Annotated in this window: 20 protein-coding genes; 15 read left to right on the forward strand and 5 right to left on the reverse strand. The window is 70.2% G+C overall.

The annotated features are described in order from the left end of the window. Positions 1 to 164: 164 nt before the first annotated feature. Positions 165 to 368, reverse strand: a complete 204-nt coding sequence (locus IE247_RS09125; RefSeq protein ID WP_190122446.1) for a DUF397 domain-containing protein — start codon at positions 366 to 368, stop codon at positions 165 to 167. Beyond that, complete coding sequence (locus IE247_RS09130) at positions 365 to 1192, reverse strand: helix-turn-helix domain-containing protein (protein ID WP_190122447.1); 828 nt, start codon at positions 1190 to 1192, stop codon at positions 365 to 367. Before IE247_RS09130 ends, IE247_RS09125 begins: the two co-directional genes overlap by 4 nt. Before the next feature lie 106 nt (positions 1193 to 1298). Here IE247_RS09130 and IE247_RS09135 point away from each other — a divergent pair, with 106 nt between their 5' ends. The 4 genes from IE247_RS09135 to IE247_RS09150 all read left to right on the forward strand — a co-directional run bounded on the left by IE247_RS09135 (position 1299) and on the right by IE247_RS09150 (position 4634). Next, entirely contained in the window at positions 1299 to 1463 is a 165-nt protein-coding gene (locus tag IE247_RS09135; RefSeq protein ID WP_190122448.1) for a hypothetical protein, read from the forward strand. Between the two features lie 367 nt (positions 1464 to 1830). Continuing rightward, positions 1831 to 3207, forward strand: a complete 1377-nt coding sequence (locus tag IE247_RS09140) for a hypothetical protein (RefSeq protein ID WP_190122449.1) — start codon at positions 1831 to 1833, stop codon at positions 3205 to 3207. Beyond that, a complete protein-coding gene (locus tag IE247_RS09145; protein ID WP_229868921.1) occupies positions 3204 to 3794 on the forward strand; it encodes a hypothetical protein in 591 nt (196 codons plus the stop codon). Before IE247_RS09140 ends, IE247_RS09145 begins: the two co-directional genes overlap by 4 nt. 60 nt (positions 3795 to 3854) lie before the next feature. Beyond that, positions 3855 to 4634, forward strand: coding sequence for an ABC transporter ATP-binding protein (locus IE247_RS09150; RefSeq protein ID WP_229868924.1), 780 nt, complete (start codon positions 3855 to 3857; stop codon positions 4632 to 4634). Positions 4635 to 4709: 75 nt separating this feature from the next. Here IE247_RS09150 and IE247_RS09155 read toward each other — a convergent pair whose 3' ends face one another. Next, on the reverse strand, positions 4710 to 5915 hold the full coding sequence (locus IE247_RS09155; RefSeq protein ID WP_190122450.1) for a serine hydrolase domain-containing protein: 1206 nt from the start codon (positions 5913 to 5915) through the stop codon (positions 4710 to 4712). A 337-nt stretch (positions 5916 to 6252) separates the two neighbouring features. On the opposite strand from IE247_RS09155, the gene IE247_RS09160 reads away from it, so the two are divergent. From IE247_RS09160 to IE247_RS09190, 7 genes are read left to right on the forward strand one after another with little or no spacing between them, the layout of a single operon-like run. Further along, a complete protein-coding gene (locus IE247_RS09160; protein ID WP_190122451.1) occupies positions 6253 to 7719 on the forward strand; it encodes an FG-GAP and VCBS repeat-containing protein in 1467 nt (488 codons plus the stop codon). A gap of 50 nt (positions 7720 to 7769) precedes the next feature. Then, entirely contained in the window at positions 7770 to 9266 is a 1497-nt protein-coding gene (locus IE247_RS09165; protein ID WP_190122452.1) for an FG-GAP-like repeat-containing protein, read from the forward strand. Positions 9267 to 9293: 27 nt separating this feature from the next. Next, positions 9294 to 10493: an FG-GAP-like repeat-containing protein gene (locus tag IE247_RS09170; RefSeq protein ID WP_190122453.1), complete on the forward strand. Its 1200-nt coding sequence runs from the start codon at positions 9294 to 9296 to the stop codon at positions 10491 to 10493. A 54-nt stretch (positions 10494 to 10547) separates the two neighbouring features. Then, positions 10548 to 12050, forward strand: a complete 1503-nt coding sequence (locus IE247_RS09175; RefSeq protein WP_190122454.1) for an FG-GAP-like repeat-containing protein — start codon at positions 10548 to 10550, stop codon at positions 12048 to 12050. A 44-nt stretch (positions 12051 to 12094) separates the two neighbouring features. Further along, positions 12095 to 13582 (forward strand): FG-GAP-like repeat-containing protein, encoded by a 1488-nt coding sequence (locus IE247_RS09180; RefSeq protein WP_190122455.1) that lies wholly within the window; start codon positions 12095 to 12097, stop codon positions 13580 to 13582. A gap of 55 nt (positions 13583 to 13637) precedes the next feature. Next, a complete protein-coding gene (locus IE247_RS09185) occupies positions 13638 to 15134 on the forward strand; it encodes an FG-GAP-like repeat-containing protein (RefSeq protein WP_190122456.1) in 1497 nt (498 codons plus the stop codon). Between the two features lie 52 nt (positions 15135 to 15186). Then, a complete protein-coding gene (locus IE247_RS09190) occupies positions 15187 to 16695 on the forward strand; it encodes an FG-GAP-like repeat-containing protein (RefSeq protein ID WP_190122457.1) in 1509 nt (502 codons plus the stop codon). 22 nt (positions 16696 to 16717) lie between these two features. Here IE247_RS09190 and IE247_RS09195 read toward each other — a convergent pair whose 3' ends face one another. Next, positions 16718 to 18283, reverse strand: coding sequence for a FadD3 family acyl-CoA ligase (locus IE247_RS09195; RefSeq protein WP_190122458.1), 1566 nt, complete (start codon positions 18281 to 18283; stop codon positions 16718 to 16720). 93 nt (positions 18284 to 18376) lie between these two features. On the opposite strand from IE247_RS09195, the gene IE247_RS09200 reads away from it, so the two are divergent. The 4 genes from IE247_RS09200 to IE247_RS09215 all read left to right on the forward strand — a co-directional run bounded on the left by IE247_RS09200 (position 18377) and on the right by IE247_RS09215 (position 21406). Beyond that, positions 18377 to 19525 carry a lipid-transfer protein gene (locus IE247_RS09200; RefSeq protein ID WP_190122459.1) on the forward strand — a complete coding sequence of 383 codons (1149 nt, stop codon included), beginning with the start codon at positions 18377 to 18379 and terminating at the stop codon, positions 19523 to 19525. Between the two features lies 1 nt (position 19526). Then, positions 19527 to 19970 (forward strand): Zn-ribbon domain-containing OB-fold protein, encoded by a 444-nt coding sequence (locus IE247_RS09205; RefSeq protein ID WP_190122460.1) that lies wholly within the window; start codon positions 19527 to 19529, stop codon positions 19968 to 19970. Beyond that, positions 19967 to 20743 (forward strand): enoyl-CoA hydratase/isomerase family protein, encoded by a 777-nt coding sequence (locus IE247_RS09210; RefSeq protein WP_190122461.1) that lies wholly within the window; start codon positions 19967 to 19969, stop codon positions 20741 to 20743. The genes IE247_RS09205 and IE247_RS09210 overlap by 4 nt, the downstream gene beginning before the upstream one ends. 102 nt (positions 20744 to 20845) lie before the next feature. After that, positions 20846 to 21406, forward strand: a complete 561-nt coding sequence (locus tag IE247_RS09215; protein ID WP_190122462.1) for a GNAT family N-acetyltransferase — start codon at positions 20846 to 20848, stop codon at positions 21404 to 21406. A gap of 142 nt (positions 21407 to 21548) precedes the next feature. Here the strand turns inward: IE247_RS09215 and afsK are convergent, their stop codons facing one another. Next, positions 21549 to 23924 (reverse strand): protein serine/threonine kinase AfsK, encoded by a 2376-nt coding sequence (afsK, locus tag IE247_RS09220; protein ID WP_190122463.1) that lies wholly within the window; start codon positions 23922 to 23924, stop codon positions 21549 to 21551. Between the last annotated feature and the right edge of the window lie 143 nt (positions 23925 to 24067).

Raw genomic sequence — 24067 nt, forward strand, 5'->3', positions numbered from 1 at the left:
ACCCACGGTAGAGGCCCAACACTCCTCACCGCAGCCCGGTCTCTGAACCTTTCAGCCGCCGCTCAAACGAGTCGTGCCAGACACACGCCGCACTCGATGAACAAGTCCTTGGTCGACGGCAGCCGGCTCGGTCGCCGAACGGGGTTCACCAGGGCCGGGGGCCGTCAGCTCACATCGGTGTTTCGAGCGAGCGCTACCAGCCCGGCGAAAGCGGCAGGGGTGAGCATCAGAACGGGGCCGTCAGTCCGCTTGCTGTCACGGACAGGGACGACACCGGCGGTGGACACGCTCGCCGGGGCCCACTCGACGCACGCGCCGCCGTTGTCGCTGTAGGAGGACTTGACCCAGCGGGGAGGTTCGGTCGTCACGGGGTGCCCTTTCGTAGCTGGTTGATCATGGCCACGGATGCCGCTTGGGAGAGTGCTTCAGCCTGGAGCTGATGATAGGCCGTCAGTATGGGTACTACGGAAGAGGTTTCCCTTTCGAGCTGGCCCCGATGGGCGGACTCCGCGTAGGAGACAAGAGACCGGCTCTGCGTCGTCAGAATGTAGAGCGGCAAGCGGATCGAGCGACGGTCACCCATGGCGAAAGGGGCGACCTGGAGCACGGTGTTCGGCAGCGCGGCGAACTCGATCAGACGCGCCAACTGGGCGTCCATGACTTCGGGACTGCCAACCGGGACTCTGAGACAGCTTTCGTCGAGGACCACGAAGACCAGCGGTGGCGGTGTCCGAAGGAGCGCGGCCTGTCGCTCTTTGATGAGCGACATCCGTTCGTCTCCCTGCTCGGAGGTGATCGCACCCCGCTCGACGGTACGTACGGTGAGCGCTGAGGCGTACTCCGCTGTCTGGAGGATTCCCGGGATGATGCCGACCTCGTAGAGCCTGACCTCCGCCGCGCGCATCTCGTGCGTGACGTACTCCGGGAACCCCTCAAGCACTGCCGTGTGCCGCACGGCCCTGCTCTGGCGTTCGAGCCTGTCGCCGGTGCCGAACACCCTGTCGGCCCTCTCCGCGAATCGGCGAGTTGGTGGACGACGGCCAGTTTCCACCGCCGAGATATGCGTGCCGGAGCACCCCATCCGCTTTCCCAGCTCTTCCTGGGTCCAGCCGTGTTCGTCCCGGTGCCTGCGGATACGTTCTCCGAACGCTGCCGCCGCCGACGACTCCGGGTCCAGTTCTTTCCGATGCAACGGAATACCCCCTAACTACCCGAGCAGTTAACGCAAGTTGAAGACTCTTGGACTCTAGCCCACTCTGAATCTCCTGGTAGTCAATTCACTACAGAGAGGAGTTGCCGTGCCCGAAAAGAACATCCCCCGGACCAGTGAGTGCGGTACGCGCTGTACGCTGCGGCCTCCGCGGGGTGGGCGGGAGTGGGAGGCGGTGGCCGAGCGGAACAAGATCAGCAGGGCCGGTGAGGGGAAGGTCCGGGCCAGGATGCGGCTGGTGTCGATGAGCTGAAATGAGCCAGTGAAACCGAGGCCGCTTTCAGATGCCCTCTCGCCTTTTCAGCGCTTCAGGGTGCCAGTTCTCCACTCGACAGCGATTTACGGACAATATAAAGCCCCCGCCGATAAATACGGAGGTGTGGCCTCCGTCCTAGCCGTACGGCTGGGGCCGTGATGGAGTCACAACCGACCAACTATTCGAATCGGGGGATTCGCCGTTTTACCGGTGGGCACACCTCCCTCCGGCTTTCGCCGAAAGGTGGCGGTCGGCACGACGCCCGCCGGCCGGCCCTCATCGCCGCAACACAGACTCGGCCGCGTGTGCCGAGGCCTGTTCCGCCGCGCTCGGCGCATGCGGCCCGCACGGAAGATCACTTCACTTGAGACTCCGCTCCCTCCTGAAGACCTCGGCGGCGCTGTGGACCGCCCCGCTCTGGCTGGGCATCGTCCTGCTGTACTACATCTGGGGACTGCACATCGCGACCGGGGCTTTCAGCAGCCAACGCGCAGAGCTGCACTGGGCCCCCTCCGTCGTCCTCGAAGCCACCGAGCACTTCTACGCGTTCGCCTTCGCGCTGGCTTCCGCTCTGGGTGCCTGGGAGGCGGGCCGTCTGCGCCGGGACGGGGTGTGGGAGCTGGCTCCGGCGCGCTCGCGCCTTCGGATCGCCGCCGAGGCGCTGCTTCCGTCGTCCGTCGCCGCGTCGTTGATGTTGGTGATCCCCGCAGTGGGCGGGCTGATCGAGTTCCGGCTCGCACCGGACCCGCGAGCGCTGCTTCCTGTTGCCGTCGGGGTAGGAGTCGTGCTCGCGTTCAGCGCCGTCGGCTTCGCCGTCGGACTGCGTGTTCCACGGACGATCGCCGCGCCCGCGCTGGCCGCCGGGTGCTGGTACATGGTCGCCTTCACCGTCACCTACACCGAGCCGGCCTGGCCGGGAAATGTCCTCGCGCGGCGATGGTCCGTCGAGTTCGGTTCGTATCTGACCTATGAAGCGGTGCTGATGCCGCTGGTCTTCTGCGGAGCCGTGGCCGCGGCTGTCGCCGTGTGGTGGGTTCGGCCGCGAACGGCCGGCCGCCGGGTGGTGCTCCGTACCGGAGTCACAGCACTCGCCGCGGTGCTGGTGAGTACGGCGGCCGGCGCGGCCGACCGGTGGTCCCTGGAGCCGCCGTCCACCGCAGGCCACGCCACTGAGGTCTGTCTCGGGAAAACTCCCAGCGTGTGCATGGCCGAATTCGGCGGCTCCGCCCAGCATCTCCCCTCCGTCCGGGAGGAAATCGTGAAAACGCTCCGGGACATTGAGCGGAGTGGCGTCAAGGTCAGCGTCCCGGCGAGAATCCGCGACACGGAGGGACGTCCCGGCAGCCGCTCCACAGCTCAGGAATGGCAGCTTCCGTTGACTCGGCAGATCAGCCGCGACAAGGGCGGCGCCCAGTATGTGCGCCATTCCGTCGCCATGGCCGTGGCCCGGTTCCCCTGTCGGCTTCCCGTCTCGTTCGGGAGTGCGAAGGAGCCCGCGTACATCGTCCACGCCGATGCGGCGAAGCTGTGGATGGCTCGCACCGCGAATGTCGAAAAACCCTTCATGGCATGGCGCAAGAGCCAGTACGTCGAGTTGGAAAATCCCCGCGAAATCCTCGACGCGGTGGTCGCGCGCGCAGACAAGGCCGAACGGCTGTCCGCTCGCGATCAGGTGTCCTGGTACGAGCGCGAACTGTCCCAAGCCTGCCTGCTCGTCACCGGCGAGGAGTCCGCCTCGTGATCTGGTGGCTCAAGGCCCGTCGTATTCACACCGTCCTCGCCCCTGTCTGCCTGCTCTTCCTGCTGCTCCTGTCCATGGCCCGCCCGTGGACGGCGACGCTCCCCTCACTGGCCGGCGGCAGCGCCTCGGTGCGTCTGCTGATTTTTCTGCCGGTTCCTCTGGTCGCCGCTCTTCACCACACCCTCACCTGCCGTCTGCCGGAGGCCGAGTGGCGACCGGAGCGTCCGGTGCGCCGCATGGATCTGACCCTTGTGCTCGCTGTCGTGCTCTTCGCCGCTCTCGCCGGACTGACGATCGGAGCACTGGCCCCCTCGGCCGACAGCGGGGCCTACGCGGTGGGCCGGAACACGGCCTTTCTGACCGGTCTGATGCTGATCGCGCACGGCCTCTTCCCCCAGGCGGCTCCGGCCGTGCCGATCGGCTGGGTCTTCCTCTCCGTGTTCCTCGGCAGCGACGCCTATCGCAACCCGCGCTTCTGGTCGGTCCTCGAACACTCCGCGACCCATCCGGTCGCGCTCGCCCAATCCGCTGCCGCGCTGATCGCGGGAGTCTTCGTGCTGCTGCTCGTACGACCGCCGACGCCCTGAACGCGTCCGGCGGACGCTCCATCCGACAGTCCGTGTGGGCCCGCCCTTCACACGGAATCGATGCTCACAGAATCAGGCTCCGTCATGCCGACCGTCGAACTGGACTCGGTCTCGTACTCCTACGGGCGGTCCCGCCCGGCCGTGCTGAACTCCCTCTCCTACTCCGTACCCGACGGGTTCACGGTCCTCCTCGGCCCCAATGGAGCGGGAAAGTCGACCGCGCTGCGCCTCGCCTGCGGTTTGAACCAGCCTCGAACCGGCGCGGTCCGGCTCGGCGAACTGCCCTCGCACGACCGCCGCTTCCTCCGGCGAGTCGCCTGGATGCCTCAGCAGATCACCGCGATGACCGGTCTCACCGCGAGGGAGCAGGTCGCGTACACGGGCTGGTTGAAGGGGATGAGCCGCAGCTCCGCGTGGGAAGCGGCGGCCACCGCCCTGGCGAAGGTCCAGCTCCGGGACCAGTCCGACGTCAAGACCCGGCATCTGTCCGGAGGACAGCTCCGCCGCGTCGGTGTCGCCTCGGCCCTGGTCCACGGCGCCGGCACTCTGCTCCTCGACGAACCAACCGCCGGTATGGACCCCACCCAGCGCCGCGTATTCCGCGATCTCGTTCTCCGACTGGCCACGGACGACGTACGGGTCCTGATGTCCACCCATGACATCGCCGATCTCGCCGACGAGGCGAACCATGTGACCGTCCTGGTCAACGGCAGGATCACCTACAACGGGAGTGCCGACGGCTTCCTCGCCCATGCCCCGGAGGGCAGCTCCGAAGCCCGCCGGGCCGAGTTCGCGTACACGGCGTTGACGGGGTCGGCCGAGGGAACGCCGCTTCTGTGAGCCGCGCGATCCGAGGTACCGGCTGCACCGGGACCCCTGGAACCCCAGGGGCCCCGGCCGTACCCCGGGCGGACGTCAGCGGAGTGGCTTGAAGGCGGGGGCGGCCGACTTGGTCTTGGTGCCGCAGAAGGCGGAGTCGCGGATCTGGTCGGACCAGTCCCAGTCGCCGTTGATGTTGAGGGCGAACACCTTCTTGCCGTCCTCCGTGCCGACCACCTCGGACCCGGCGCCCGACGCGCCGCCGCTGTGGCCCCAGACCTTGACGCCGCAGCTGGTCTTGAGGCTGTAGAGGCCGAGGCCGTACTCGTCGTAGGAGGTGATGGGCCCCTTGTTGGGGAGCATGGCCTTCATCGCGGCGAGTTGCTTCGCGGGGAGCAGCTCACCGCTCAGCAGTGCCTGGAGGAAGCGGGTCACATCGCTGTTGGTGGAGATGATGTCGCCGTCGGCGAAGGCCTGTGAGCCGTTCTGCTCGGTGACGTCGTGGACGTCGAGCTTGTTGGGGTCCTCGGAGAGGTTGCCGTACGCCTTGCTGTGCGGGTTGGGCATGCTGACGCTGTTCCCGGGGAGCGTGGTGTCGCGCAGCCCCAGGGGCTTGAGGATCCGCTTGCGGACCTCGTGGGCGTAGGAGTTGCCGGAGGCCTTCTCGATGACCAGGCCGGCCAGGACGTAGCCGGTGTTGGAGTACGCGTGCATGGCCCCCGGGGCGAAGTCGGGCTTGTGGGCGAGGCCGACGCGGATCGTCTGGAGCGGGGTCCAGGTGTCGTAGCGGTGCTTGAGGTAGGCCTTGGTGTAGTGCTTGCGGAAGTATTCGGGGTCGGCGGAGTACTCGAAGAGTCCGGCGCTGTGGTTGAGGAGTTGGCGTACGGTCATCTTCCGGCCGTCGTTGCCATTGCCCCGGACGACCCCGGGCAGCCATGTGTCGACGGTGTCGTCCAGGCTGAGCAGTCCGTCCGCCTCCTGGTCGAGGAGGACGGCGGCGACGAAGGTCTTCGTGATGCTGGCGATGCGGTAGCGCTCCTTGGCGGAGCGGGGCTTGCCGGTGGTGACGTCCGAGACGCCCGAGGTGGCGTTCCAGACACCGGAGCCGGTCCGCAGCTGGGCGATGACTCCGGGGGTGCCCGCCTTCACCAGGTCGTCCATCGCGCGCTGGGTCGCCGCGTGGCGCTTGGGCTTCTTCGGGGCGTGCGCGTCGGCCTGGGCGGGGACGGTGAACGCGGTGGCGGCGACCGCCGCCGCGGCGAGGGCCACGATGCCCGTGCGCGCTGTTCTCCTGGTTGTCATGTGCCTCTGTTCCTGGGGTAGTTGCCCGCACCCGGCGGACTCTTTTCGTGATCACGAGGAATGACCGCAAACCAGGAGATAAGGGTTGATCGGCGAGGAGAGGTTGGCCGGATACCGCAACCCGCCCTCTGTCACCGGGAGTGACCCGATCGAGAGGGTCCGGGTTGCCCCGGAGGGCGGGTTGGCCGGAACCCCATCACGGGGGCGGCGGGATATCACGTGGTGGTGATGCAACCCTTCCGGATTCTCAAGGGTCAAGGAGGGACGTGAGTCGCCTTATGGCAGTCACATCCTTTCTCTGCACATCCGTCACGATGACCGTCCTATGAGGGTATTTATGAACTCACGCTGCGTCACCCAGAGCCTGGGGCTGCTCACCGCCGTCGCGGCGATCGGCACCCTGACGGCTCCGGTCGCCTTCGCCGCGCCCGGGGCCCCGCCCACGGCAGCCACCGCGAAGGGGCTCCCGGCGCAGCCGAAGGACGACTTCAACGGGGACGGGTACGCGGACCTCGCCGTCGGCACCCCCAACGGTCATCTCGGGCTGAGGGCCGAATCCGGGTACGTCACGGTGACGTACGGCTCGAAGTCCGGCCCGAACCTCTCGGACACCCAGGTCCTTTTCCAGGGAGCCGAAGGAATACCGGAGTCTTCCGCCCCAGACAGGTTCGGGAGTTACCTCGCCTCGGCCGACTTCAACCGTGACGGATACGCGGACCTGGCCGTCGGGATGCAGTACAGAAAACGGGCGCTCGTGGTGTGGGGAAGCGCGAAGGGCCTGGCGCGCGGGGCGACTCCGGCGACCCGGTTCGATGAGCAGGGCGGGCGGCTGCTGACGGGCGACTTCGACGGTGACGGCAACGCCGACCTCGCATCCGGTGCCGAGGACGGCGGTCTGCGGGTGCTGTACGGCCCCTTCGACGCCGCCGGCGGGCCCACCCGGGAATCGTCCGTCCCGCCGTCTGTCCCCCACCCGCGCCGATCGCTCGGCGAGATCAAGTCCGGGGATGTGGACGGCGACGGAATCACCGACATCGTCGGCCTCTACACCTGGGACGACGACACCGTGGGAGATCTGAATCACCACCTCGTCCTCTGGCGGGGCACGCCCGACGGTCCCACCGCCTTCCGGCCCGTCACGGACCACCGCCGTCAGGCCATCTGGGGCGAGAGCCTCGATGTGGGCGATGTGAACAAGGACGGTTACGCCGACATCGCCGTCGGTTACACACGCGAGCAGTACGACGGACCCGAGATCCCCCCGGGTGGCCAGGTCACCTTTGTCCGGGGCAGCGCCCAGGGCCCCCTGGGCAGCCGGAATCGCGTCTTCCATCTGGATAGCCCCCGTGTACCCGGCACACCCAAGTTCAACTCCGGCTTCGGCGCCTCGGTCTCCGTCGCGGACCTCGACGGAGACGGCTACGAGGACATCGTGGTCGGCGTCGGCTGGATGGCCGTCGACGGCCGGAACGGCGCGGGTTCCGTGATCACCCTGCGCGGCACCAGGAGTGGACCGACCTCCACCGGCTCCAAGGAACTCCACCAGAACACCAAGGGCGTACCCGGCACCGCCGAGAAGGGCGACCGCTTCGGCCTTCGCACCAAGACGCTCGACACCGACGGCGACGGGCGCGACGAACTCGCCGTCAGCGCGCCGTGGGAGAACCACCACGCCGGATCGGTCTGGGTCTTCAAGACCGACAAAAACGGAGTCACCCCCAACGGCTCCTTCGTCTACGGCCCCAAGATCCTCGGACTCCAGATCACCCCGCATCTCAATTTCGGCTCGGTGTACACCTCCTGACCGGCTCGTACACCCTCCGCCCGCCACCCAGCTTCCGAAAGAGCCTCCAGATGAACACCCGCAGCGCGACCCGAGGTCTGGGGCTGCTCACCGCCCTCGCCGCCATCGGCACCCTGACCGCACCGGTCGCCCTCGCCGCGCCCGTGTCCGCTCCCCCCGCCTCGAAGAAACTCCCCGCACAGCCCAAGGACGACTTCAACGGGGACGGATACGCCGACCTCGCCATCGGTACCCCCGGGGGCAGCGTCGGCCAGGAACCCGCCGCCGGATACGTCAGCGTGGTGTACGGCTCGAAGTCCGGGTTGAACACCGCGAGCAAGCAGATCCTGCACCAAGGCGCGGAGGGGATACCGGGGACACCCCAGCTCTCCCAGTACTTCGGGAGTTCCCTCGCCTCCGCAGATCTCAACCGCGACGGATACGCGGATCTGGTCATCAGGATGTCGACCAGGATTTCGCTCTCCGGGTGGAACCGCTACGGGGAGACCGTCGTGGTGTGGGGCAGCGCGAAGGGCCTGGCGCGCGGGACGGATCAGGCGGCCCGGTTCAAGAACGAGGGTGTCCCGCTGCTGGCGGGGGACTTCAACGGCGACGGCAACCCCGACCTGGCATCCCTCGATCAGAGAAAGGAAGAAATCCGGGTGCTGCACGGCCCCTTCGACGCCGCCGCCGAGCCCGCCCGCGAATCATCCCTCCCGTTGCCCTACCCCTACGAGGGTGACTACGCGGATTCCTGGGATCTCAAAGCGGGTGACGTGAACGGGGACAGCATCACGGACATCGTCGGCCTGTATCAGTGGAGGGGCGACGATGCGACCTCGGGATCCTCAGTCCACCTCTGGAAGGGCACACCCAGCGGTCCCGCCCCCTACGAGCCCGTGGCCGATCACCGAGGTCAGCTCTTCGGGGGCCACAGCCTCGACGTCGGCGATGTGAACGACGACGGCCGCGACGACATCGCCCTCGGCCTCATGCACCGGACCAGAAGCGGCGGCGAGATACCCGTGGGCGGCAAGGTCACCTACATCAAGGGCACCGCCGAGGGCCGCATCGGCAGCCGGAACAAGGTCTTCCACCTGGACAGCCCCCGCGTCGCGGGAACCCCCGAGCGCGGCTCCGGATTCGGTGCGTCAGTCGCCATCGGGGACCTCAACGGCGACGGTTACGGCGACATCGTGGCCGGCGCGAACGGGACGACCGTCGACGGCAAGAAGTACGCCGGCTCCGTGATCACCCTGCGCGGCACCAAGAACGGACCGACCTCCACCGGCTCCAAGCAGTTCCACCAGAACACGAAGGGCGTCCCCGGCACCGCCGAACAGGACGACCGCTTCGGCGCCCGGACCAAGGCCCTCGACACCGACGGCGACGGACGGAACGAACTCGCCGTCAGCTCCTTGCACGAGGACTACGCGACCGGTGCGGTCTGGGTCTTCCAGACCGACAAGAACGGAGTCACCCCCAACGGCTCCTTCGTCTACGGACCCAAGGAACTCGGCCTCCCCGCCGAGAAGGGGCTGATGTTCGGCTCGACGTACACCTCCTGACCGGCCGACCCCGAAAGAGGCTCACAGATGAACACCCGCAGCACGACCCGAGGCCTGGGACTGCTCACCGCCGTCGCCGCCATCAGCACCCTGACCGCACCGGTCGCCCTCGCCGCACCCACCGCGCCCACTCCCGTACCCGCCGCGCCCTCCGCGCCCACCGCGCCCACCGCGCCCACCGCCGCCAAGGACGACTTCAACGGGGACGGGTACGCGGACCTCGTCGTCGGTGTCCCCGAGGGCCGGGTCGCCTTCGCGGACCGCGCCGGTTTCGTCACCGTGTCGTACGGCTCGAAGTCCGGGCTGAAGCCCTCGGGCACCAAGCTCCTCACCCAGGGGGGCCAGTACGACACAGCCCGTTTTGGAGCCGCTCTGACCTCGGCCGACCTCAATCGTGACGGATACACGGACCTGGTCATCGGGGCACCGGGCCTGAGTTGGTACGAGGATGAGGGAGGTCTCGGGGAAACCATGGTGGCGTGGGGCAGCGCGCAGGGGCTGCCGGACAGCGGGCATTTGCTGGCCACGATCGACGACAGCGGCAGCCGGCTGCTGACGGCGGACTTCGACGGCGACGGCAACCCCGACCTCGTATCCGTCGACCGCTCGAAGAAGAACCTCCGCGTGCTGCACGGCCCGTTCGACACCGCGGCCGAGCCCGCCCGCGAATCGTCCGTCCCGATGCCCCACGGCACCAAGGAAGGCGAGTGGGATCACTTTGATCTCAAGGCCGCTGATGTGAACGGGGACGGGATCGCCGACCTCGTCAGCCGGTATCAATCAGTGAACGAGAAGCGCCGCTTGAATGTCGAACTCATCCTCTGGAAGGGCACGGCCGACGGTCTCTCCCCCTATCAGAAGGTCACGGACCACCGCCGTCAGCCCATCTGGGGCGACAGCCTCGCCGTCGGCGATGTGAACAACGACGGCCGCGACGACATCGCCGTCGGCCGCCTGGACAACAGCGCCAGCGGTGGCAAGGTCACCTACATCGAGGGCACCGCCGAGGGCCGTCTCGGCAGCCGGACCAAGATCCTCGACGCCGACGGCGACGGGCGCGGGGAACTCGTCGTCGGCACACCGGGCGAGGACAGAAACCGCGGGGCGATCTGGGTCTTCAAGACCGACAAGAACGGAGTCACCGCCAAGGGCTCCTTCGCCCTCCGGTCCGATTCCTTCGACGAGGAGTCCGGATCGATCCAGTACGGCCAGGTGTACACCCCCTGACCTGGCAGTCCCCGACTCCGTACACCACGCTCCTCTCCCCGAAAGAGGCTCCAGATGAACACCCGCAGCACGGCCCGAGGCCTGGGACTGCTCACCGCCGTCGCCGCCATCAGCACCCTGACCGCACCGGTCGCCCTCGCCGCACCCGCCGCGCCCACTCCCGTACCCGCCTCCTCGAAGAAACTCCCCGCACAGCCGAAGGACGACTTCAACGGAGACGGGTACGCGGACCTCGCCGTCGGCTCCCCCCAGGGCCGCATCGGGCAGGAGAACAGTGCCGGGTACGTCAGCGTGGTGTACGGGTCGGAGTCCGGGCTGAACACCGCGAGCAAGCAGATCCTCCACCAGGGATCGAAGGGGATACCGGGGACTCCCCGGGCCATGGAGCACTTCGGAACCTCTCTCACCTCCGCCGACTTCGACCGCGACGGATACGCGGACCTGGCGATCGGAGCGGAGGGCGAGGCGCCGCGCCCCGGGGAGAAGATCACCGGGGAGACGGTCGTGGTGTGGGGCGGTGCGCAGGGCCTGGCGCGGGCGAAGCCGACGACCCGGTTCAACGATCATGGCGATGAGCTGGTGGCGGGGGACTTCGACGGGGACGGCAACCCCGATCTCATCTCCGCCCGCTATCAGGATGCCGTCCTGCGGGTGCTGCACGGCCCCTTCGACGCGCTCGGCAAGCCGGCTCGCGAATCGTCCGTCCCGACACCCCACCCGAACGAGAACGAGTACCGGAACCTCATCGGCCTCAAGGCCGGCGATGTGAACGGGGACGGAAACACCGACCTCGTCGGGCTGATCGATGTGCGGGACGAGGGCGGCTACTGGCACACCGGGCTCGTCTCCTGGAAGGGCACGGCCACCGGGCCCACCCCCTATCGGTACGTGGGAGACCACCGCCGTCAGCTCATCCCCGGCGAGAGCCTCGACGTCGGCGATGTGAACAAGGACGGCTACGCCGACATCGCCGTCGGCATCCGGTACGCGAACGATGTCGGCCCCGGGGTCCACAAGGGCGGCCAGGTCACCTTTATCAAGGGCAGCGCCAAGGGCCCCCTGGGCAGCCGGAACCGCGTCTTCCATCTGGACAGCCCCGGCGTGCCCGGGAGCTCCAGGACAGGCCAGGGATTCGGCGTCTCGGTCTCCGTCGGGGACCTCGACGGCGACAGTTACGGCGACATCGCCGTCGGCGCGAACGGGACGACCGTCGACGGCAAGACCATGTCGGGCTCCGTGATCACCCTGCGCGGCACCGCGAGCGGACCGACCTCCAAGGGTGCCAAGGAGTTCCACCAGAACACCAAGGGCGTCCCCGGCACCGCCGAGCAGAGCGACCGCTTCGGCGGTGTCGTCAACCTGATCGACGGCAATGGCGACGGCCGGAACGAACTCGCCGTCAGCTCCTTGCACGAGGACGACATGACCGGGGCGGTCTGGGTCTTCAAGACCGACAAGAACGGCGTCACCCCCAACGGCTCCTTCGTCTACGGGCCCAGGGCCCTCGGCCTCCCCGCCGACAACGAGCTGATGTTCGGCTCGACGTACACCTCCTGACCGGGCCGTCCGCCCCTCCCGTCCCTCCCCCTGAAAGGTTCTCGATGAACACCCGCAGTGCGGCCCGAGGCCTGGGCCTGCTCACCGCCATCGCCGCCATCAGCACCCTGACGGCTCCGGTCGCCTTCGCCGCACCCACTCCCGTACCCGCCGCTCCCTCCGCCACGAAGAAGCTCCCCGCGCAGCCCAAGGACGACTTCAACGGAGACGGATACGCCGACCTCGCCGTCGGCTCCCCCCAGGGCAGCGTCGGCCAGGAGGGCGCTGCCGGATACGTCAGCGTGGTGTACGGCTCGAAGTCCGGGCTGAACACCGCGAGCAAGCAGCTCCTCCACCAGGGCGCGGAAGGAGTGCCGGGGACTCCCCAGGCCAACGACTACTTCGGCACCGCCCTCACTTCCGCCGACTTCAACCGCGACGGTTACACCGACCTGGTCATCGCGGTGAGGAGGGGCGAGGACCCCGAGAACCCCTTCTACGGGCTGAGGACGGTGGTGTGGGGCGGCCCGAAGGGGCTGGGGCGCGGCACCGCCCCCGGGAAGGACTTCGGAGGCGGGACCTATCACCTGCTGGCGGACGACTTCGACGGCGACGGCAACCCCGACCTCGTCACCAGCGAAGGGCGCGGCGCGCTCCGGGTGCTGCACGGTCCGTTCGGCACCGGCGGCGAACCCGTACGGGAGTCGTACATTCCACCGACCGAAGACTCCGACATGCGGTGGCTCTTCGGGATGAAGTCGGGCGATGTGAACGGGGACGGGATCGCCGACATCGTCGGCCTGTACGGCTGGGACGACGACGACCACTGGCGTCCCGACCTGGTCTTCTGGAAGGGCACGCCCACCGGCCTCGCTCCTTATGAGCGGATCAGGGACCACGCCGGCTGGGGCTTCAAGGGCGACACCCTGGATGTGGGCGATGTGAACGGGGACGGGTACGCCGACATCGCCGTCGGCCTGCTGTACGGCGGCAGAACGGGGCGCGACATCCCGGAGGGTGGCAAGGTCACCTACATCAAGGGCAGCGCCAAGGGCCCCCTGGGCAGCCGGAACCGCGTCTTCCACCTGGACAGCCCCCGTGTCCCCGGCACACCCCAATGGAACTCCGGCTTCGGCACCTCGGTCTCCATCGGGGACCTCGACGGCGACAAGTACGAGGACATCGCCATCGGCGTCGTCGGGACGACCGTCAACGGCCAGAACGGTGCGGGCTCCGTGATCACCCTGCGCGGCACCGCGAGCGGACCGACCTCCAAGGGTGCCAAGGAATTCCACCAGAACACCAAGGGCGTCCCCGGCACCGCCGAGAAGGGGGACCTCTTCGGCAACCACCTCAAGACACTCGACGCCAACGGCGACGGACGGAACGAACTCGCCGTCAGCGCACCCGGCGAGAACGAGGACGCCGGAGCCATGTGGGTCTTCAAGACCGACAAGAACGGAGTCACCCCCAACGGCTCCTTCGTCTACGGACCCGAGGCCCTCGGCCTCGACCCCGACCCGGTCCGATTCGGCGCGGTGCTCACCGACTGACCGTGTCGCCTCTTCCACCGGCTTCCACCACTTCCATTCCGGCAAAGGCCCGCTCATGAACACACGCAGTACGGCCCGAGGTCTCGGGCTGCTCACCGCCATCGCCGCCATCGGCGCACTGACCGCACCGGTCGCCTTCGCCGCCCCCGTCACGCCCGCGTCCGCTCCCGCCGCCAAGAAGGCCAAGGGAAAGCCGCAGGACGACTTCAACGGCGACGGCTACCAGGATCTCGCCATCGGCGTGCCCGGCGCGGACACCGGCAAGACGAACAACACGGGTCTCGTCAGCGTGGTGTACGGCTCGAAGTCGGGGCTGAAGACCTCGACCAAGCAGCTCCTGCGCCAGGGCTCCGGCGGAGTGCCGGGCAAGCCGGTGGCCGACGGCCGCTTCGGAGGCCCCCTCGCCTCCGCCGACCTCAACCGCGACGGATACGCCGACCTGGTCGCCGCCGCGTACGGGAAGGCTCCGGCCCCCGGCGGGTACGGCGCCCACCAGCTCACCGTGGTGTGGGGCAGCCCGAAGGGCCTCGCCCGTGGCGCGACCCCGGCGAGCGTCGTGCAAGGGACCAGTACCTACGCCCCCGGCCTGGTGACCGGTGACTTCGACGGCGACCGCGACCAGGACATCGCGATCGGCCACGGGAACGCGGACCTCCAGGTGCTGCACGGCCCGTTCGGGAAGGACGGCAAGCCCGAGCGGGAGTCCTTGGTCAAGGCCATGGCCTCCCCGTACGACCGGGATCTGCGCGGTCTGCGGGCCGGGGATGTGAACAAGGACGGCAGAACCGACATCGTCGGTCTGCACGGCTGGGACGACAACGCCATATTCCGCCCCGAACTCGTCCTCTGGAAGGGCACGGCCGGCGGGCCCGCCCACTACGAGCGGGTCACCGACCACCGGAACAACCGGGTACGGGGCGACAGTCTCGACGTCGGCGATGTGAACAAGGACGGCTACGACGACATCGCCGTCGGCCTGGAGTTCAAGGGAGACCTGGACCCCAACCCCGTGGCGAAGGGCGGTCAGCTCACCTATCTCAAGGGCGGCGCCAAGGGCCCCACCGGCGGAACCGTGTTCCACCTGGACACCCCCGGCATCCCCGGCAGCCCCAAGGACGGCCCCGCGTTCGGCTCGGCGGTCTCCATCGGCGACCTCGACGGCGACAAGTACGGCGACATCGCCGTCGGAGCCGAGAGGGCGACCGTCAGCGGCCGGCCGCGCGCGGGCCTCGCGGTCGTCCTGCGCGGCACCAAGAGCGGACCGACCGCCACCAAGGCCAAGGAGCTTCACCAGAACACCAAGGGCGTCCCCGGCACCGCCGAGCAGGACGACTCCTTCGGCTCCTCCGCCAAGACGCTCGACACGAACGGCGACGGGCGGAACGAACTCGCCGTCAGCGCACCCGGCGAGGACGGAGCGGCCGGGGCCGTCTGGATCTTCAAGACCGACAAGAACGGAGTGACCGTCAACGGCACCTCCGTCCACGGGCCCAAGCTCCTCGGCATCCCGTCCGTGCCGGGGCTCAATTTCGGGGGCCGCTACACCTCCTGACCCCGCCCGTCCGAACTCCCTCAACCACGCTCCTCTCCCGAAAGAGGTCCAGATGAACACCCGCAGCACGACCCGAGGTCTGGGACTGCTCACCGCCATCGCCGCCGTCGCCGCCCTGACCGCGCCGGTCGCCTTCGCCGCGCCCGCTTCCGCACCCACGGAGAAGGCCGCATCGGCCGCCGCCGCGAAGAAGGCCAAGGGCAAGTCCCGGGACGACTTCAACGGCGACGGCTACCAGGACCTCGCCGTGGCGGCGCCCAACGCGACGGTCGACGGACAGCAGCGGGCGGGCTATGTCGCCGTGCTGTACGGCTCGAAGTCGGGGCTGAAGACCTCGGGCAAGCAGGTGCTCCGCCAGGGCAAGGGCGGGATACCCGGGGTCGTCGAGAAGGGGGACGAGTTCGGCGGCACGCTCGCCTCCGCCGATCTCGACCGGGACGGGTACGCGGACCTGGTGATCGGAGCGACACGGGACAACCTCCACCCGGCCCCCGGGACCGCCGACGATCTGACGGTGGTCTGGGGCAGCGCCAAGGGCCTCGGCCGGGGAGCGACCCCGGCGGGAACCACGGGCGGGAGCCCTGAGGGGATGGGCTCGGTGCTGGTCGCCGGTGACTTCAACGGCGACGGCAGACCGGATCTGGCGGGCGGCAGCGGAAGGAAGGGCGATCTCACCGTGTGGCACGGACCGTTCAGCAAGAACGGGACTCCCGCCGGCAAGACGCGCGTCCGGTCGAACAACACGAGAGACGTGCGGTACATCGCACTGGAGACCGGCGATGTGAACAAGGACGGCAGGACCGACATCCTCGGTCTGCACGAGAACGACGACCCCTACAGCTCCGAGCTGGTCCATTGGAAGGGAACGGCCAAGGGGCCGGCCGCCCCGCAGGCCGTCAAGGACAGCAAGGGCAAGTCGGTGTACGGGCGGAGCCTCGACGTCGGCGATGTGAACAAGGACGGCTTCCGGGACGTCGTCGTCGGCAACATCTACTCCGGTCACATCCGCAAGGGGATCAAGGGCGGCACGGTCACCTACCTCCCCGGCAGCGCCAAGGGCGTCTCGGGCGCGAAGGGCAGCGTCTTCCACCTGGACAGCCCCGGGATCCCGGGAAGCCCCGAGGACGATGGCGACTTCGGCTCGGCGGTCTCCGTCGGCGACCTCGACGGCGACAGTTACGGCGACATCGTGATCGGCGTGTCGGAGCGGTACGCCGACATCCGGGTCGGCTCCGGTTCGGTGGTCGCCCTGCGCGGCACCAAGAGCGGCCCGACCGCGACCAAGGCCAAGGAGTTCACCCAGAACACCCCGGGCATGCCGGGCACGTCCGAGACCAGGGACCACTTCGGCTCCCACACCAAGCTGTTCGACGCCGACGGCGACGGCCGCAGCGAACTCGCCGTCACCGCCATCGGCGAGAACAAGGGCGCCGGTGAACTGTGGGTGCTGCCCGCCACGGCCTCCGGGCCGACCGGCAAGGGCTCCCTGACCGTCAACCCCGCGATGCTGGGTATGAACCCCGGCATCTCGGACCGCTTCGGCTCGTCGTACACCCACTGATCCACTCGCCGCGCCCGCCCGGTCAGGACGCCCGGCGGGCGCGCAGCTCGGTCTTGAGGAGCTTTCCCGAGGCGTTGCGCGGCAGTTCGGGGAGGAATTCGACCTCGCGGGGGACCTTGTAGTTGGCCATTTCCCGGCGGGCCCAGGCGATCAGCTCGTCCGCCGTGAGCGCGGCTCCCGGCCGCCGTACCGCGTACGCCCTGCCGACCTCGCCGAGGCGTGCGTCCGGCACTCCGACGACGGCGATGTCGGTGAGGTCGGGGTGGCGGCCGAGGAGGCGTTCGATCTCGGCGGGGTAGGCGTTGAAGCCGCCGACGACGAACATGTCGGTGAGCCGGTCGGTGACGGTGAGATTGCCGTGCTCGTCGAGTACGCCGATGTCGCCGGTCCGGAGCCAGCCGTCGGGGTCGACGGCGGCGGCCGTGGCGGCCGGGTCCTCGTAGTAGCCGCGCATCACCTGGGGGCCGCGCACCAGTATCTCGCCGGGGTGGCCGGGGGCGGCGAGGACCCGGATCTCGGTGTCAGGGACGGCGCGGCCGGAGGTGGCGGCGACGGTGGCGGGCGGGTCGTCGCGGCGGCACATGGTGACGAGGCCGGAGGCCTCGGAGAGGCCGTACGCGGTGAGTACGGTGGCCATGCCCAGCTCGTCCCGGAGCCGCTGGACCAGGCGTGGCGGGATGACGGCCGCGCCGGTGACCGTCAGCCGGAGCGAGGAGAGGTCCGCGCGGTGGCGGGCGGGGTGGTCGAGGAGGGATTGGAGAAGGGCGGGCGGTCCCGGGAGTACGGATATCCGCAGCGCGGCGATGTGAGCGACGAGGGTGTCGAGGTCGGGGACGGGCCGGGGGACCATGGTCGCGCCTCGGGTCAGGGCGGCGATGATGCCCGCCTTGTAGCCGAAGGTGTGGAAGAAGGGGTTGACGATCAGATAGCGGTCGTCCTGGCGGAGTCCGGCCAGCTCGGCCCAGAGGCGGTAGCAGCGCAGGGTCTGGGCGTGGGTGATGACCGCGCCCTTGGGGCGGCCGGTGGTGCCCGAGGTGAAGACGATGTCGGAGGGGTCGCCGGGTTCGACGGTGTCGGCGCGGGCGCGGACCTCCTCGCGGGTGACGCGGTCGCCGTCCGCGAGGAACTCCTTCCAGGTGCGGCAGGAGCCGGGGGCGTCGTCGGCGAGGACCACGACCCGCTCAAGGCCGGGCAGGCGCGCCCGCTCGGGGCGCAGGGCGGCGGCGTACGAGACTCCCAGGAAGGGGCCGGTGACGAAGAGCAGCCGTACCCGGCCGCGCCGGAGCACATCGGCGGTCTCGGCGGCCTTGAAGCGGGTGTTGACCGGTACGAGGATCGCGCCGGCGGTGACCGCGCCGAGCGCGGAGACGATCCAGTCGAGGGTGTTGGGGGCCCAGATCGCGACCCGGTCGCCGCGCTCGACGCCCGCCGCCATGCAGGCGGCGGCGGCGCGCTCGACCCGGTCGCCGAGTGCGGCGTAGCTCAGCCGGGTGCGGCCCTCGATCACGGCCTCGTGCTCGCCGTACCGGGCGGCGGCGTCCCGTACCAGCCGGCCTATGGTGCCCTGCTCCAGATCGTCGCCGCGCATGGAAACCGCTCCCCTCACACTGGCTGACCCATCGTCAGATTAGCGGTAATCTGACGCACTGTCAGCAACCTGGGGTGAGCCTCGGAGGTGTCCGTGCCCGGTCTCAAGGACGCGACGGCGATAGCCGGGATAGGGCAGACGGCGTTCGCCAAGAAGCTGCCCGAGCCGGAGAAGACGCTGGCCTGCCGGGCGATCACGGCCGCGCTCGACGACGCGGGGATCGCCGCGTCGGAGGTCGACGCGTTCGCCTCGTACACGATGGAGGAGACCGACGAGGTCGAGATCGCCAAGTCGATCGGCGCGGGCGACGTCACCTTCTTCTCCCGGGTCGGCTACGGCGGCGGCGGCTCCTGCGCCACCCTCGCCCATCTCGCCGCCGCCATCGCCACCGGGCAGGCGAGCGTCGGGGTGGCCTGGCGCTCCCGCAAGCGCGGCAGCGGACCGCGCCCCTGGACGGACACGGCGGCGCGGCTGCCGACACCGGCCCAGTGGACCCGCCCCTTCGGGGTGCTGCGGCCCGCCGACGAGATCGGCATGCTGGCCCGGCGCTACATGCACGAGTACGGGGCGACCCGCGAGCACTTCTTCCAGGTGGCGCTCGCCTGCCGCAACCGGGCCAACCAGAACCCGGCGGCGATGATGCACGAGCGGCCCCTGACCCGCGAGATGTACATGACCTCGCGGTGGATCAGCGAGCCGCTCTGTCTCTTCGACAACTGTCTGGAGACGGACGGCGCACTGGCGTGTGTGATCGTCTCCGCCGAACGCGCCCGTGACTGCCGGCAGCCGCCCGTGTACCTCCACTCGGTCGCGCAAGGACTGCCCGCGCAGCACCACGGCATGGTGAACTACTGGAACGACGACCCGCTCACCGGCCCCGCCTGGACGGCGGCCCGGCAGCTCTGGAAGACCGCCGACTTCGGCCCCGACGACGTGGACGTGGCGCAGATCTACGACGCGTTCACCGCGCTGATCCCGCTCTCCCTGGAGGGGTACGGCTTCTGCGGGCGCGGGGAGGGCGCGGCCTTCACCGAGGGCGGCGCGCTGGAGATCGGCGGCAGGCTGCCGCTGAACACCGGGGGCGGCGGGCTGAGCGAGGCGTACGTCCATGGCTTCAACCTGATCAACGAGGGCGTCAGACAGCTGCGCGGCACCTCCACCGCGCAGGTGCCGGGGGCCGCCACCTGTCTGGTCACGGCGGGCGAGGGTGTGCCCACCTCGGCCGTGCTGCTGAGGAGTTGAGATGGCCTTGCTGGAACCCGTGCCCGACGACGACGGAGCGCCGTTCTGGGAGTACGCGGCCCGGGGCGAGCTCCGCGTCCAGTGCTGCGTCCCCTGCGGGGAGCCGCGCTTCCCGCCCCGGCCGTGCTGTCCGCACTGCCAGTCCTTCGCCGCGGAGTGGCGGCTGACCAGCGGGCGCGGCCGGATCTGGTCGTTCGTGGTGCCGCACCCGCCGCTGCTGCCGGGGTACGCGGAGCTGGCCCCGTACAACGCGGTGGTGGTGGAGCTGCTCGACGCCCCGCGCATCCGGCTGGTGGGCAATGTGGTGACCGGGCCGGACGCGCCGCTGAACTCGGTCGAACCGGGGCGGCTGCGGATCGGCGCGGCGGTGCGGGTGGTGTTCTCGTCGGTGGTCCCGTCGGGCGGCGGGCTGCGGCTGCCGCGCTGGCGGCTGGAGCGGGCATGAGCGTGCGGGTGGAGCTGGAGCAGGTCAAGGAGCGGGGGGTGGCCCTCGTCGTGCTGGACCGGCCCGCGAAGCACAACGCGATCGATCTGGAGATGGCCGGGCAGCTGTCGGCGGCCTGGCGGGAGTTCCGCTACGACGACTCGGTACGGGCGGTGGTGGTGACCGGCGCGGGGACGAAAGCTTTCTGCACCGGGATCGACCGCTCGGTCGACGTGCCGCAGCCGCCGTCTCCGTACTCGGTGGACGATCCGCTGATCGCGATCGGCCCCAAGGCGAACGACCTCTGGAAGCCGGTGGTGGCGGCCGTCGAGGGGATGGCGTGCGGCGGGGCGTTCTATCTGCTGGGCGAGTGCGAGTTCGTGGTCGCCTCGCGGGACGCCACTTTCTTCGATCCGCACACCACCTACGGGATGGTCAGCGCGTACGAGTCGATCTACCTCGCCCAGCGAATGCCGTACGGGGAGGTGGCGCGGCTCGCCCTGATGGGCACCGCCGAGCGGATGTCCGCCGCCCGCGCCCATCAGACCGGCCTGGTCTCCGAACTCACCCCACCGGGCCAGGCCGTGACCGCCGCCCTCCGCGCCGCCTCCGTGGTCGCCTCCCACCCCACCGGCGCGGTCCAGGGCACCGTACGCGCCGTCTGGGCCGCCGCCCAGGCCGCCCGCGCCCAGGCCTTCGGCCTCGCCCCCCATCTGATCGCCCTCGGCAATCTGGCCCCGGCGGAGCAGGGCGAGCTGTTCGGGGGGCGGGGCGGGGGGTACCGGGTGCGATGACCCGGGGCGCCGCGGGGCGCGTCGGACCGCCCCCCGCTCCCGCACCACCGGGGCCGCCCCGCCCTCCGGCGGCACCTCCGCCCCGTCCTACACTCCCCCCTTGTGACAGCCCTGGAGTCAGTGATCCGCCCGGCGGTCGCGAGCGACCTGGACGCCGTGGCCGAGATCTTCACGCACTACGTCCGCCACACCGTGATCACCTTCGAGGAGACCCCTCCGCCGGTGGCCGCCTGGCGCCGGCGGCTCGACGACCTCGCCGCCCAAGGTCTGCCCTTTCTGGTCGCCGAGCTGTCCGGCCAGGTCGCGGGCTATGCCTACGCGGCCCCGTGGCGTCCCAAGCCCGCCTATCGGCACACCGCCGAGACCTCGATCTACCTCGCCCCCGGCCGGACGGGCCAGGGTCTCGGCGGCGCTCTGCTGGAAGCCCTGCTGACCGCCTGTGCCCGGACTCATGTACGGCAGCTGATCGCCGTCATCGCCGGCACCGGTGCCGACACCGGTGCCGGTGCCAACGCCTCGGTCGCGCTGCATCGCCGTCATGGCTTCACCGAAGCGGGGCGGCTGGCCTCCGTCGGCCACAAGCACGATCGCTGGCTCGACACCACGCTGATGCAGCGGGCACTCGGCCACCCATCAGCGGCTGCCCCGGACCTGAATCGGTGACCTCCCCGGCCCGGGCCCGGGCATGCCAGGGTGACGGCGCGCCCGCCGGGGCTCGCCGGGGGGACGGCCGTCGCACCGGTCTCACGGAAGGGTCCGGACGGCGGCCGCCGGGACCGACGCTACGCCGGGGGCGGGGGGCTCGCTACCGGGGTCGGCCGGTGGCGGTGCCTTTGACGGCGTCGAGGGCGTAGACGCAGCGGTCCTTGCTGCACGCGTAGACGACGCCGCCCTTGACGACGGGGGAGCCGGTGATCTCACCGCCGGTGGCGAGTTTCCAGCGGAGTTGGCCGCCTGCGGCGTCGAGGGTGTAGAGGACGTGGTCGGCGGAGCCGAAGTGGACGCGGCCGTCGGCGACGACGGGGGTGCCGATGACCTCGCCACCCGCGGCGAAGCGCCACAGGGGGGTGCCGGTGACGGCGTCGAGGGTGTAGAGGGCGCTGCCGCTGCCGACGTGGATGTTGCCGCCGGTGACGAGGACGGGTTCGGCGGAGGGGCGGGACTCGGTGGCGATGCGCCAGCGGTCCTTGCCGGTGGCGGCGTCGAGGGCGTAGACGGTGCCGAGGTAGTCGGCGAGGTAGACGCCGCCGCCGGTGACGGCGGGGCCGGGGGCGAAGGCGGGCGGGGAGAGGAAGACGGCGGGGGCCTCGAAGTGCCAGCGGACGAGGCCGGTGGCGGTGTCGACGGCGAGGACGCGGGTCCCGGCGGAGATGTAGACATCGCCGTCGGGGGCGGGGTGGACCCGGACGGGGACATTGCCGCAGGAGGCGGCGTCGCCGACGGGGTAGGACCAGCGTTCCACGCCGGTGCGGGCCTCCAGGGCGCAGAGCCGGGCGTCGCGCCAGACGTAGACGGTGTCCTCGTGTATGACGGGTCCGGCCTCGGGGGTCTCGAAGTCGGTCTGGACCCCGGTGACCTCCCACAGCTTCTCGCCGTTGGAGGCCTCCCAGGCCTGTACGCCGCCGCCGCGCGAGCCGGTCACCACGGTGCCCCGGGAGGCGCGCAGGGAGTAGACCCAGGCCTCGGTCTGGAACCGCCAGCGCTCCTGGCCGCCGGTGGCGTCGAGGGCGTAGAGGGTGGGGCCGTCGGAGCCGTGGATGAGGCCGCCGTCGACGGCCATGGTCCAGGCGACGTCCTTGGTCTTGAACTGGCGGCGGCCGGTGGCCACGTCCAGCGCGTGGACCTCGAAGGAGGTGACGTAGAGCAGCTCGCCGGCGACCACGGGTGTGCCCCAGACGTCGTTCGACATCCGGAAGCGCCAGGGCCGCCAGTGGGCGGGAGCCTGCGGGGACGGGGCGGGCGGCGGGACCGCCGGGGGCCGGGCGGGGGCGGCGGGGGCCGCCGCGGGGAGGGCGTGGAGTCCGGCGGGCGGCCGGATCCAGCCGGTCGCGGGGCCCGCCTGGGCGACGGCGGCACGGGCCGGGTCGGCGACCCGGGGGCCGGGGCCGATCGGGACGCCGACGCCGGGCAGCCGCACCGGACCGGCGGCGGCGGGCGCTCCGGTGCGCGGGTCGGCGCTCCAGTCGGGGGCCGGGCGCGGCGGGGCCGGGCGCGGCGGGGCCGGGGGCATCGGGGGCGGCTCGGGCGGTCGCTGCGGAAGGGCGGCCGGTACGGCGGGGACGGTTCTGCCGCCGCCCCTGCGCAGCTCGATCATCGCCGTCGCCGGGCCGGGGAGCCAGGCCGATGCCGTACCGCTGTCGTCGCCGCCGGAGGCGAAGAGATGCGGTGCGAGCTGCGACTGGAGGTCCTCGGGGGTGGGGCGGAGGGTCTTCTCGGTCTGCATGCAGGATTCGATCAGCGGGCGCAGCTCGGCCGGGAGTCCCTCCAGGTCGGGGCCTTCTCGCAGCAGCATGAAGACGGTCTCGACCGGGTTGGCCCCGTGGAAGGGGGCATGTCCGGTCGCGGCGAAGACCAGGGTGGAGCCGAGGGAGAAGACATCGCTCGCGCCGGTGACGCTGCGGGAGTCGCGGGCCTGCTCGGGGGACATGTACGCGGGGGTGCCGACGGCGACGTTGGTCATGGTCAGCCGGGTGTTGGAGACCCCGGACGCGATACCGAAGTCGATCACTCGGGGGCCGTCCTCGACCACCAGGACATTGGACGGCTTGAGGTCGCGGTGGACCAGTCCCGCGCCGTGGATCGACTGGAGTGCCTCGGCGATGCCCGCCGCGAGCCAGCGGACGGCCTGGGCCGGGAGGGGCCCGCACTCGTTCACTATCTCTTCGAGGGAGGGGGCGGGCACATAGGCGGTCGCCAGCCAGGGCACGGGGGCCCGGGGGTCGGCGTCGACCACGGCCGCGGTGTAGAACCCGCTGACGGCGCGGGCGGCCTCCACCTCGCGGGTGAAGCGGACACGGAAGAGCTGATCCTCGGCCAGTTCGGTCCGTACGGTCTTGATCGCCACCCGTCGGCCGGACGCCGACCGGGCGAGATAGACCAGCCCCATGCCTCCGGCTCCGAGCCGGCCCAGCACTTCGAACGGGCCGATCCGTCTCGGATCGTGCTGCGTCAGCTGCTGCATACCTGCCTGCCACCTCCCCGTACGGGTCCCTGTCACACCACCGAGACCCTCAGCGGCGGTACCCACCCTGATTCTTCCTGTCCGAGGCAACGGTGGCGAACCCGGGGGCGGATCGGGGTGTCTCATCCGGATTCGGACACAGT

This window comes from Streptomyces inusitatus, from assembly GCF_014651115.1.
GTDB lineage: Bacteria > Actinomycetota > Actinomycetes > Streptomycetales > Streptomycetaceae > Streptomyces > Streptomyces amakusaensis.

Excerpts from the sequence above, each read along its gene's own strand:
- IE247_RS09150 (WP_229868924.1), top strand. The coding sequence starts at position 3,855 with ATGCTCACAGAATCAGGCTCCGTCATGCCGACCGTCGAACTGGACTCG.
- IE247_RS09155 (WP_190122450.1), bottom strand. The coding sequence starts at position 5,915 with ATGACAACCAGGAGAACAGCGCGCACGGGCATCGTGGCCCTCGCCGCG.
- IE247_RS09160 (WP_190122451.1), top strand. The coding sequence starts at position 6,253 with ATGAACTCACGCTGCGTCACCCAGAGCCTGGGGCTGCTCACCGCCGTC.
- IE247_RS09165 (WP_190122452.1), top strand. The coding sequence starts at position 7,770 with ATGAACACCCGCAGCGCGACCCGAGGTCTGGGGCTGCTCACCGCCCTC.
- IE247_RS09170 (WP_190122453.1), top strand. The coding sequence starts at position 9,294 with ATGAACACCCGCAGCACGACCCGAGGCCTGGGACTGCTCACCGCCGTC.
- IE247_RS09175 (WP_190122454.1), top strand. The coding sequence starts at position 10,548 with ATGAACACCCGCAGCACGGCCCGAGGCCTGGGACTGCTCACCGCCGTC.
- IE247_RS09180 (WP_190122455.1), top strand. The coding sequence starts at position 12,095 with ATGAACACCCGCAGTGCGGCCCGAGGCCTGGGCCTGCTCACCGCCATC.
- IE247_RS09185 (WP_190122456.1), top strand. The coding sequence starts at position 13,638 with ATGAACACACGCAGTACGGCCCGAGGTCTCGGGCTGCTCACCGCCATC.
- IE247_RS09190 (WP_190122457.1), top strand. The coding sequence starts at position 15,187 with ATGAACACCCGCAGCACGACCCGAGGTCTGGGACTGCTCACCGCCATC.
- IE247_RS09195 (WP_190122458.1), bottom strand. The coding sequence starts at position 18,283 with ATGCGCGGCGACGATCTGGAGCAGGGCACCATAGGCCGGCTGGTACGG.
- IE247_RS09205 (WP_190122460.1), top strand. The coding sequence starts at position 19,527 with ATGGCCTTGCTGGAACCCGTGCCCGACGACGACGGAGCGCCGTTCTGG.
- IE247_RS09210 (WP_190122461.1), top strand. The coding sequence starts at position 19,967 with ATGAGCGTGCGGGTGGAGCTGGAGCAGGTCAAGGAGCGGGGGGTGGCC.
- afsK (WP_190122463.1), bottom strand. The coding sequence starts at position 23,924 with ATGCAGCAGCTGACGCAGCACGATCCGAGACGGATCGGCCCGTTCGAA.